The following is an 11,889-nucleotide window of genomic DNA, read 5'->3' on the forward strand; positions in this document are numbered from 1 at the left end:
GGTTATCTCCGGGTCGGGTCGAACGTGGCGGGCAGCGTGGCCCAGCAAGCGTCGTAAGTGGATTGCAGTTGCGGGCAGTCGAGGGCGAAGCGGCTTGGGCGCATCACTTGGCTGGTCTCGAACATGAAGGCCATGGTGTTGTCGATCTTCGCCGGCTTGAGCTCGGCATTGATCGCTTTGGTGCAGGTTTCGCCGTCCGGGCCGTGGGCGCTCATACAGCTGTGCAGCGAGGCACCGCCGGGCACAAAACCTTCAGCCTTGGCGTCGTATTCGCCCTGGATCAGGCCCATGAATTCGTTCATCAGGTTGCGGTGGAACCATGGTGGCCTGAAGGTGTTTTCGGCGACCATCCAGCGCGGCGGGAAGATCACGAAATCGAGGTTGGCCAGACCGTGGACGCTGGTCGGCGAGGTTAATACGGTGAAAATCGACGGGTCCGGGTGATCGAAGCTGACCGTGCCGATGGTGTTGAAACGGCGCAGATCATATTTGTACGGCACGTTGTTGCCGTGCCAGGCGACTACGTTCAACGGCGAGTGATTGAGCTCGGTGGCCCACAACTGACCGAGGAATTTCTGCACCAGTGTGGTCGGTTGCTGCAGGTTTTCGTAAGCGGCGACCGGGCTCAGGAAATCGCGCGGATTGGCCAGACCGTTGCTGCCGATCGGTCCCAGATCCGGCAGACGCAGTGGCGCGCCATGGTTTTCGGCGACGTAACCGCGCGCTTGCGGGTCGAGCAGTTCAACGCGAAATTTCAGCCCGCGTGGCAGTACGACGATTTCCAGCGGTGCGACTTCCAGCACACCCAGTTCGGTGGCGATACGCAGACGGCCAAGTTGCGGCACCAGCAGCAGTTCGCCGTCGGCATTGAAGAACACGCGCTCCATCGAACGGTTGGCGGCGTAGTTGTAGATGCTGATGCCGGCCGGTTTTTCCGCCCCAGCGTTGGCGGCCATGCTCACCAGTCCGTCGATGAAATCGGTTGGTTCGGCCGGGATCTCCAGTGGATTCCAGCGCAGGCGATTGGGCGTCACTTCACCCAACGGGCCACCGGCCAGTTGTCGCTCCAGTTTGACGAAGGCCGGGTGATTGGCCGACGGCTGAATGCGGTACATCCAGGTGCGCCGCGCTTCACTGCGGGTCATGGTGAACGCGGTGCCGGAAAACAACTCGGTGTAAAGGCCGTACGGGGCTTTTTGCGGGGAGTTCTGGCCGACGGGCAGCGCGCCGGGCAACGCTTCAGAGCTGAATTCGTTGCCGAAACCGGACTGATACGCCAGCGCCTGAGCGGTTGAATCGAGGTTCATGGAGCCTCCTGAACAGGGAGTCGGCAGTGGCCCATCGCTCTGGCTCAGAGGTTTCGGCACGCCGGGGTTGTTATTATCGTAATTCGATTACGCATAACGTAATTTGCTCGCTATCCAGCGTCAAGCTATAAAGACGCCCATTCGTTTCGGAACCCGGCCGCACCATGGAAAAAACCAGCGACAGCAACGGCAAACAGAAAGTCCGCTCCGCCGAAGTCGGCACCGACATCCTCAAGGCCTTGGCCGAGTTGTCGCCATCGACCTCGTTGTCGCGACTGGCCGAACATGTGCAGATGCCGGCGAGCAAGGTTCACCGCTATCTGCAGGCGCTGATCGCCTCGGGGTTTGCCGAGCAGAACGCCGCCACCAACCACTACGGTCTCGGCCGCGAAGCGCTGCGTGTAGGCCTGGCTGCACTCAACAGTATGGACGTGCTGAAAGTCGCCGCCCTGCCGCTGGCCGAACTGCGCGACGAACTCAACGAAACCTGCTTTTTGGCGGTGTGGGGCAATCAGGGCGCAACGGTGGTACACATCGAACCGGCAGTGCGCGCGGTGACGGTGGTGACGCAATTGGGTTCAGTGCTGCCGCTGCTCAGTTCATCGACCGGACTGGTATTCAGTGCCTATCTGCCACATCGCGAAACCGATGATTTGCGCGTGCGAGAGATTGCCGCTGCCGATCATCCGCTGAAGGACGAGAAGACTTACCTAACGCTGTGTGAACAGATCCGCGAACGCGGTCTGCATCATGTGCATGGTTTGCTCATGCCGGGTGTGGATGCGTTGTCCGCTCCGGTGTTCAACGCCGTCGGACAAGTCGCCGCCGTGCTGACCATCGTCGGTCCGACCTCGTTGTTCCACGCCGACGAAAACGGCCCGGCGGCGCAGCGGTTGTTGGCTGCGACACGGGCCGTGAGTTGGCGGATGGGTTATGAGCCTCTGCTGGCTTGAACTGCGCCAATCGAGCGAGTAACGAGGTCCGTTACTCGCGCGGTTTCACCTGTCAGTTGAGCAGGCGAGTGGTGCTGTTCACGACCGCAGGAGGTGCCGTGACTGCGGTCACGTAGCTGATGCTGACTTCAACGCCGGTGACGCCTTTCACCACGTCAGCAAAGTCCCTGACGCTCGATAGGAGTGCAATCGGGTTGACGGGCGCGCCGATCGCCGCCACTTTGCCAACGTACAACAGAATCGCCCCTCTCCACGCCGATGCAAAGTGTGCGTTCGCAGCCTCATCGGAGCCCTGACTGGAAGCCACAATGCCCAGCACAACCGACTCAGTAATGCGCAATACGGTCAGTGCGAGGCCAAGGGGCGCAATGAACATTGAAGCCACATCCAGGGCAAATTCGGCCAGTACCCTCACATCTTTCCACAGCGCTTCCAGATAACTGGTCGTCTGAAAGTCCACATCGGCGACGAGCTGCCCGATTTTAGCCAGGTACTCCTGTTTGAAAGCCAGTACTGGATAACTGTTGGTCAATTCCGGAGTGCCGGTCGCTACGGGGATCGAGTCCCAGTAAGCGTCCAGGAGATTTTTCACTTCCTGCTGATGTTCCAGACGAGCGAGGCTCAAGACCTTTTTGTTGAAGGTCACGCTTTTCAACCGACCAGCAAGTTCCTGCACAGGGAAGAAATCCTTGCCATCAGGCGTATCGGGAATATAGACAAAAAACTCATCACGCCCACTGACTCTGCGCCCAAAAACGTAAGCTCCGACAAGGGCGCGTCCCCTAAGGGTGAACTCGTAAACACCAATGCCCGGCTTACTACCCGTGGTGACGGTGTCCTGACGAGGCAGATCCCGATCAAATCCGTTAATGAGTGCCTGCAACCAGTTGTATTGGTCGACCGACAGCTCGCCTTTGATTTTCTGTATCAATGCAGACCGAAGCATTTCGTTTTGTTTTGTTTTTCGATACAGGCTTGCCTTCAGGTCAATATCGGATGCATTGAGGAATTTGTCCTTTAGATATTGAAGATATTTTTCACCCGGCCTCAGATCAATGAGGTCATTGATGATTTTGGCATCCAGTTGGTCAATGCGCTGACCGGTAAACGTCCAGAAAGTGGCTTTTCTGAGCTGCTCTCTCAATTCACCAAGTCCGGCCAATAGAGGGTTCACCCAAGTGAAAAATTTCTCAAACGCGCTTACGTCACTGCGCCACGTATGCCACTGAATAAACAGATCGGTGAGGCTGATTTTCGAATCGGCGTGAAAGTTGACCCAGACCTCATCAGGGTTAATGTCCACAGATGCACCTGTCCGCGCAAAATATTGCTTCAGCTCCTGCTTCACCAGTTGGCTGGCAAATTGTTTGAACGGCTCGACCGCCAGTGTCTCCCGGGAATGATGATGAATAGCCTTGAAATCATGACTCAGACGATTTAGTAGTTGCTGATCGCTCGAATTAGCCTTTCTGTACCATTGGGGGGTAGCGACTTCGGTTTGATCGATATTCCACGTGATGTGATTTTTAACGGCGCCGAACAAAGGCCCCTTCTCGGCTAAATCGACCAACTTGATCTTCGACCACCACCATTCGTTCAGTATCTCAAATGGTTTTTTGCTTAGATAATCACGTTGCATCTCGGCACTGTCGCTGGCGTGTGCCTGACTCAACATGTACGCCCAGATTTCAGGTTTGGTCGCCCATTGCGCCAGCTTGTGCTGCAGGCTTTTCAGGTCAGCGAACTCGAACCAGTCCTGCCCGACTGGCGAACCCGGCATATGAAGGACATGAGCGCTATGATCGGCTGCCACACCTTTCCTGCGATAAACCAGCAAACCATTGAAGGGCTTGAACCAATTTTTGAGTGCCACGCCCAGCGTTTCAATCGATACGTCGCCGAAGTTGTAACGCGTCACCAGATCCTGCGCAGCCGGACTCACGTGCTTCTGCAGGATCGCCGAGAACATGGATAGCGCAGTTCGGCGACCAAAGACCTCTCGAAGAGATTCGGAAAACTCTTCTGTAGAATATAGAAGACGTTGCGCCGAAGTATAAGCAACACGAACATTCAACGTCTGGATAGCACGGAGGATGCTGGAAGGGCTCAGTTTTGGAAGACTGCTGGGGACTTCCGGAACGATCTGATATTGCCCTGCCAAATCATGAGTACCGTGCATAAAGGCCTGAGTCAGTGTTTTGCGCTCGATGAGCTCCACTTTCTTGCCGTCCGCCAGAGGCACGGTATGAGTTACTTTCACGAACAAGGTATCCGGATCGATTCGTTCATCTTTACCCGGTGATATGAAGTCCTCTACGACTAATCGCGCATAGTCTTTCAGGGAAGAAACACCGTGAGTGACATCGTGATGTTTGACCTCGGTTTCCAGCAACTGCGTTTGCAGAGAAACATAGACTTCCTGATTGGCATCGGAGGTACTCTTCAACCACTGAGGCCAAGCATTGCGCTCTATATGCTTAAGCAGTTGTACTTGGCGCTGCTTTGCCTGGCTAATAATAGCTGGCAAGGATTGTGCGGCTTCAACAGCGACAACAATTTTATCAAGGTCAGTACTTGGCATACCGACGGTTTGAAGATACCCAGCGACGTCGCTGTACATCGTCTGAAGCCGTTTTTCCGCGAAACGCTCAAACAAATTCGCACGAACTTTCAAAAAGCGAATAGCGTGAACATAGGCAAATCCCGCTCGCTCACTAAGCGGCAGCGCTTGCAGAAATTCCTCCTGAGTCTCCGGAGCGCCCAGTCGTTTTAGTAGCGTCTGTTCGAGTATCGATGTGGAGGAAAACACCTCAATACCACGACTTGCGCTATACAGCACAACAGCACCCTGCACACCTGGAACCAACTGTTCGTAAACAGGTTCTTTAAGGGGTAATACAAACATCGCGTTCTGTTCGATGTATTTGCCATTCTGCCCTTCAATAAATACACCGTAACCAGTGCCTGTCAGACCAGGTTGCACTGTTGTACTGACTAACGCCCTTTCTTGCGCAGTCAGGAGGCCCTGAATCGCCAACGCCTCCAGTTCACGAGTGAAAAGGTTAGCCTCGAGAACGCCTAGAGCAGACTTCCGCGATAACTGGGGATAAGCCCCACCGGCTTTTTGAACAGTCGGGTTTTCCCAGTACTGCCGTACAGCCGCCGTGTAATCAACTGCAAGCTTCTTCAGCAAATCTGCTAGCAGTTTTTCAACTGCCGAGATCGGCACTTGCGCAAGCAAGTCTTCACGACTGGTAAAACTCGGGTGATCGAAAACGCCATAATCATTGACATCATAGTTTGGCGCCCGACCACTTCGCAGGCACTCAAGTGCGACATCCAGCAAACGTCCGACCGGCTGTTTATTTGTCGGTTTGGCGCCCGCTACAACATTGACGAACAGGCTGCTTAGCCGCACACCTTCGGAGACTTTCCATAACGCTTCACGCAAAGTGTCCTGCAGTACCACCGAGAATGACGGAACACGCATCAATTCTTGCGAGATACTTTCCAGGGCTTCCCCCACTTCGCGCAGACTTTGGCTTTCGGCTTCTTTATTAATTTTCACAAAAAATTCTCTATCAGCTTGATGATGGCAAGTAATCAATAGAACTTGCCTCGCCAAATCAAACTAATTCAGATCCAGAGCAGAAAGATACCCACTACACTGTTTCCAACAATGTGGAATCACGACAACAACAAACTTCGACGTTACAACTACAAATATCTAACAAGCTCACCCCAACATCAAACCCAATGTTCTGGCCTTCGCCACCGCATGAGTTCTACGCATCACCCCCAACTTTATATAAATTCTTCGGACATGTGTTTTTACGGTATGCAATGAAAGGAAAAGCTTTTCTGCGATTTGTTGATTGGAATCTCCTGTCGCAATCAAGGTCAACACTTGCAACTCGCGCTGACTCAGTGAACTTTCGGTTTCAGTTCCATTTATAACTTTCTGCTTTTCGTCCGACACAATGGTCGGATCAAATATTTTCGGTGAGCGCAGAGTGACCTGCCGTATCAGCAATTGCGACCCCGAGCGCCGAACGATCCTTAATGCGCAATCCACATGCTCAACTACTCGTAACGAATCGTTGTGCAGCAATGCCACTTCGGCCAAGGCAAAATGCAACTCCGCTTCAAGTGTCTGCGCCCCACACTTACGTGCTTTATCCAGCAACAACTGAAGTTGCTTTGGCTGGTCACTGGCCCGTTGCAAATATGCCGTGGCCAATATCAACAAGTATTGGATACGCGCAATCAATTGAACTGTCGCCGGAGGCGCCTGTAATGCGTTCGGTGGTTGATAGTGACGCAGCACCCGGCTCAGCGCCTCATGCGCCAATTGCGCCCGCCCCTGCTGCAGCCAGATCTGGCTACTGACCTGTAACAACACACCACGGTAAACCGTGTCTGGAATCCTGCGCTGCTGCATCAACCGCTCGGCCTCGTGCAAGCGCTCGAATGCTTGCGTGTATTCACAGTGGTTGGCCGCTATCTGCGCCAGCCCCAGATAGCCGAACAACACCCGTTTATCGTAACTGCGCAGACAATCCTCCAGGCCACGTTTGAACAGAACGGCGGCTTGCTCCTCCAGCCCCATGGCCAATGCCAATCGACCACGACGCAGGGCGATGCGACCGAGCAGCGGTGATGGCCGCTCGGCGCGCTGGCCAAGCAATTGCTCGACGCTCAGCAGCAGGTTGTCAGCGCGGGCGGGAGTTCCACGCTGCTCAAGCAACTGCGCGTGATCAAGTTCGAGCAAGCCTTCAAACAGCAAGGAGCCTTGTGCCCGCGCCAGACGCAATGCTTCACGGCTGATGGCATGCGCTTGTTCGAGTTCATCGCATAACAAGGCCTGTTGAGTCAGCCCTGACAGGCACAGCAGCCTTGCGGCCCAGGCATCGCCATCGAGCGCTTCCAGAGCTTGTTGAAAGAGTTCGTGCGCAGGCGTCATACATCCCTGCAAATGCATCAGCCAACCTTGTTGCGCTTGCCAGCGTGCAATCAGTTGTCGTTCCAGTGCCGCCGAAGGTTGCGGCATGAACCTCGCCAGATGCGAGATGCACTGCGTCGCCTGTTCAAACCGCCCGGCAAACAGCAGAGCTGCGGTAATCAGCCCGACCAACTGCGGTGATCCCAAGGTCAATCCTTCGCCCTGAGATTCATGCAAGCGCAACAACAGCACCACCGTTTGCTCTTCAAACAGATGCTCAAAGTTGAAGTGCTGCAACAGACTGATTGCCGTTTCGAATTCCTCGGCAAACAACGCCTGCTCGAAAGCCGAGCGCCAGTCCCCGGCACCGGCGAACCATTGGCATGCTCGACGATGCCATGAACGGGCCGCAGGCCAGCGCTCATCACGCATTACTTGAGCCAACGGTGCAAATATCTGCAACCACTGGGACGAGTCATTCCATGGTTCGATGAAGCAACCCAGCGTTTGCAGGGTTCGCAGGTAGTCCGCGCCCTCTCCGGCACCGAACAAGTACTCACACAACTCAGCGTTGAAGCGCGGCAGATTCGCCAGCACCCGCCAGACTTCCGCCAACTCCGGCGTCAGACTGCTGAACAATTCGTGTTGCAGGTAATCAAGCAACGTTTCCACCCGTTGCTGCGGTTGGGTACTTTGCGCCCAGTCGCATTTTTGCAGCAGCGCCATGCGCACGCCGGCGCACCAGCCACCGGTTCGATGAACGATCCGTGCGGCCACACTGGCGGCCTGCTCAGCTGACAAGTGTTTCAAGGCCAAGGCGATTTCGTCTTGTGTCAGCGCCAGCGTCGTGCTTTCGCACTCATACAACTCGTCGTCCAGTAGCAACCGAGGCCAATTGCATTGCGGCCGTCGTCGCGTGCCGATCCACCAGGTCAATGCCGGGCTGCTGAGCGCCAGCAGGCGGTCAAGAAGCGCATCAAGTGCCGGGGCGGGCAACCGACAGTAATCGTCGAGAAACAACCAGGTGGGCGTCGACCAGCGTGCCAGAGCTACCGCCAACTGCGCTTCAGCCATCTCGGCCAGCCCCAGCGCCAGGCTCAGCCGCTGACAGAATTCGTCAGCACTCAAGGACATGCCCATCAATGGCAGCCAGTGCACCGGACAACGCGCCGGTGCCTGTGACAGGCACTCAGAGAGCAAAGCGCTTTTGCCACTGCCCGCCGGCGCGCAGATCAGCCTGATTCGTGCGGCCGATGTCAGCAGAGGCTCACTCAATCGAGGGCGAAGTTGATGATGAGAAGAAAGTCTGGGCAGAAATCCGGGGCGATCCAGACAGGCAGTCATGGCGGTCATCGGGTGAGCCTTTTTATCGTTGTGCAGTCACCCTAGTCCTCTCCTCTGTACTTGTTGACGAGTATTCAGCGCGCTGATTGGCGCCCATAAAAAAGGCGACCGAGCGGTCGCCTTTTGTCCACTGATGTATCAGAACCGTTACCGCACACCCTCTGCACGCAAGGCCGCTGGCGTGTAGTCGGCAGCCTTGGCTTCAAAGCCGAATTCGTAACTGTGCTTCTCCTCGTTCTTCATCCCCAAGGCAATGTAGCGGCCGGCAATGATGTCGTAGAGCGCTTCGAGTGTGTATGCCTGTGCCTGATGCTCGTAGTGATATTCAGAGTGGCCTTCGGCTACGCGCCAGAGTTGACCGCGACCGTCATAGTGGTCGGCCAGTGCAACCTGCCAACTGTCCTCGTCGATATACATGTGGCGTTTGGCGTAGATATGCCGCTCATTCGGTTTGACAGTGCCGATCACTTCCCAGACCCGGTGCAACTCATAGCGCGTCAGGTCCTGATTGATGTGCCCGGCCTTGACGATGTCGTCGTACTTGAGCTTCGGCGAATCGAGTTTGTAGCTGTTGTACGGGATGTACATTTCCTTCTTGCCGACCAGTTTCCAGTCGTAGCGATCCGGTGCACCGGAGAACATGTCGAAGTTGTCCGAGGTACGCAGGCCATCGGCGGCGGTGCCCGGGCCGTCATAGGCTACTTGCGGTGCACGACGCACACGACGCTGACCGGCGTTGTAGATCCACGCCAGGCGCGGTTCCTTCACCTGATCAAGGGTCTCGTGAACCAGCAACACGTTACCGGCCAGACGCGCTGGCGCAGTCACCGACTGCTTGAAGAAGGTCAGCACGTTGGCGGCCTTTTCCGGGTCGATATCCTTGATCAGTTGCGGCACGGCGATCTCTTCTTCGAAGCGGATCGGCGTGTAGCTGCCGTTGGTCTGCGGGGTCACCTGAGTAATGATGCGTTTGACGTTGCCGCCGTGGTAACGGGTGATGTGGTTCCACAACACCTCGACGCCGTTCTTCGGTATCGGAAAGGCGTAATAGCGATTGCCGGTGAAATTGGCCAGGCCGTTACCATCGTTGATGGTGGTCACGTTGAGCGCACTGCGCTTGGCCGATTCGTAGATTTCCGCCGGTGCGGCGACGGTTCGGTGGGTCGGATAGACCGGGATCTTGTAAGTCTCCGGGTAGCGTTTGAACATCGCCACCTGGCCGTCGGAGAGCTTGTCCTTGTACTTGTCGACGTTGGCCGCGGTGATGGTGAACAACGGCTTTTCATTGGCGAACGGGTCAGCAAGAAAGCCTTTGCTGTCCACCGCAGCAGCATTTTTCGGGATGCCGCCGGTCCATGCCGGAATAGAGCCATCGGCGTTACCGGCTTTCTCGGCGCCGAGCGGGGTCAGGCTGGTACCGAGTTTATTGGCTTCGTCCGGCGACACCGCCGCCATCACATTGGCCGCCAGCAGACTCAGGGCCAGCACACCACATTGCAGAATCATTTTGCGCATTGCAGTCATCCTTCTCGGGCAGATCAGAAGTTCACGCCGAAGCTCAGTGCGACGAAGTCACGGTCTTCGAGGACGTTGTAGTCACCACCGAAAAAGTCGGTGTAACTGAGGCTCGCGGTGTAGGTGTTACGGTAGTCGGCATCGACGCCGACGCTGATCGCTTTCGCGCCTTCGTTGAACAGCCCGTTGGGGCCATAACCGGCGACGTCATGCGACCACGACAGGTTGGGTTTGAGGTTGATCCCGCCGATCACGTTGGCGTAATCGAGGATCGCCCGAGCGCGGTAGCCCCACGAGGTCGAGGTGACGAAACCGTCGGTGTCGCCGCCGAAACCGTATTGGCCATATACCGAGTCGCGGCCATAACGCAGCTTGTCGCGCGACTCCAGGCCACCGACCCTAACCACGGCGGCTTCACCGACCAGGGTCAAACGTTGAGCGCCCCAGACCTGATCGAAAAAGTGCGTGAGTGTGCTCTGGATTTGCGTGACTTCTTTGCGCCGATAGCCTTTGTTGTCCGCTCCCGGTGACGTCGAAAGTGGCGACGCCGTGCCACCGGCAATCGGGTTGAGCAGCGCCAGTGTCAGGTCGTTGGTGCTGACCTGCACCGGAGCGTTGGGCCGGTAGCTGATCTCGCCAGTCCACGCAGTGCCGGTGGGTAGCGTTGTGGAGAAACTCGCGCCGTACAGACGGATGTCTTCCGGGTATTCGAGGTAGTACTGGCCGCGTCCGAGCATCACACTCTGGGCCAAACCGGAGCCGCTGCCGGGGGCCAGACCATTGGCGATGCCGACCATGCCCGGCAATGCTGCCAATGTCGAAAGACCGGCCGTGGTCGTGCCAACCGTAGGCGTACGGCTGTGGTAGTTCATGAAGTAGAGACCGTACTCGGTGTCGTCGCCGAGCCAGCGCAACGCCGTCCCCCACTGCCCGGAATCCCGCGCGTCACGGTCACCACCACGAGGGATCACCACGCCTTCGCGAGTCACCTGAATGCCTTGCCCGAACGCGGTGGTCAACGGCACCAGCGGCGCGATCGCCGGGTTGCCAACGGTGTAGCCGTTGTTGCAACCGTCCGCCGCCACATCGACGCCGAAGAAGGTGCCGCAGTTGTCGAGAACGGTCTGGTCCCATTCCAGTTGATAGAAACCTTCGACGGTCAGTTGATCGGTCAGGCCTTGCGAGCCGAACAACATGTTGACCGGAATCAGACCTTCCTTGATCTCCGCACCGGGGCGACGAAACGCTGAAACGTCGATCGGGTTGATGCTGTTGATCGAGTTGCCGATGAAGGTACTTTCGCCCCAGCTCACCACCTGTTTACCGGCGCGCACGGTGCCCGGCAGATCGGCGATGGAGTAGTTGTGATAGATGAACGCATCAAGGATTTGTGCGCCGGAAGATTTCGCGCCTTCCTTGCGGCCGCTGTCGCTGATCGGCTTGAACTCGCGGTCCTCGTCCTTCAGCTCGAAGTCATACCAGTACTTGCCACGCACGAAGACACCGGTGTCGCCGTACTTGAGTTCGAGGTCGTGAATACCTTTGAAGATTTTCGAGAAGGTCTCGCCCTTCTTGAAATTCAAACGCCCGTCATCACCGGTCGAGGATTGCCCGGAACCACCATTGACCGTGCCGACCAGCGACTTGTCGGCATCGCGCATACCCCAACTCGCACCAATCGACAGCGACGAATCGAACGTGCCCTCGATCTCGCCAATGTTGAACGCAACCGCTTGCGCCTGGGCGCAGCAACCCAGAGCCACCGCGGCTGCCAGCGCCTGCGGTGTGAAGATGGCGCGCATTGTTTTTGTTGTCATGCGTCTTCCCC

Annotated in this window: 6 protein-coding genes; 1 reads left to right on the top strand and 5 read right to left on the bottom strand. The window is 56.5% G+C overall.

Features of this window, described 5'->3' with window-relative positions:
• Positions 1-2 precede the first annotated feature (2 nt).
• Entirely contained in the window at positions 3-1,307 is a 1,305-nt protein-coding gene (gene hmgA / locus ACOYXE_RS17840; protein ID WP_460926362.1) for a homogentisate 1,2-dioxygenase, read from the bottom strand.
• A 164-nt stretch (positions 1,308-1,471) separates the two neighbouring features.
• Here hmgA and ACOYXE_RS17845 point away from each other — a divergent pair, with 164 nt between their 5' ends.
• Positions 1,472-2,260, top strand: a complete 789-nt coding sequence (locus ACOYXE_RS17845; protein ID WP_160055941.1) for an IclR family transcriptional regulator — start codon at positions 1,472-1,474, stop codon at positions 2,258-2,260.
• Positions 2,261-2,312: 52 nt separating this feature from the next.
• Here ACOYXE_RS17845 and ACOYXE_RS17850 read toward each other — a convergent pair whose 3' ends face one another.
• From ACOYXE_RS17850 to ACOYXE_RS17865, 4 genes are all read right to left on the bottom strand, one after another.
• Positions 2,313-5,828 carry a dermonecrotic toxin domain-containing protein gene (locus tag ACOYXE_RS17850; RefSeq protein WP_460926363.1) on the bottom strand — a complete coding sequence of 1,172 codons (3,516 nt, stop codon included), beginning with the start codon at positions 5,826-5,828 and terminating at the stop codon, positions 2,313-2,315.
• Positions 5,829-5,996: 168 nt separating this feature from the next.
• Positions 5,997-8,555, bottom strand: coding sequence for a LuxR C-terminal-related transcriptional regulator (locus ACOYXE_RS17855; protein WP_460926364.1), 2,559 nt, complete (start codon positions 8,553-8,555; stop codon positions 5,997-5,999).
• Between the two features lie 138 nt (positions 8,556-8,693).
• Complete coding sequence (locus tag ACOYXE_RS17860; protein ID WP_077571173.1) at positions 8,694-10,061, bottom strand: DUF1329 domain-containing protein; 1,368 nt, start codon at positions 10,059-10,061, stop codon at positions 8,694-8,696.
• 23 nt (positions 10,062-10,084) lie between these two features.
• Positions 10,085-11,878, bottom strand: coding sequence for a DUF1302 domain-containing protein (locus ACOYXE_RS17865; protein WP_160055935.1), 1,794 nt, complete (start codon positions 11,876-11,878; stop codon positions 10,085-10,087).
• Between the last annotated feature and the right edge of the window lie 11 nt (positions 11,879-11,889).

Source organism: Pseudomonas sp. MC6, assembly GCF_054790575.1.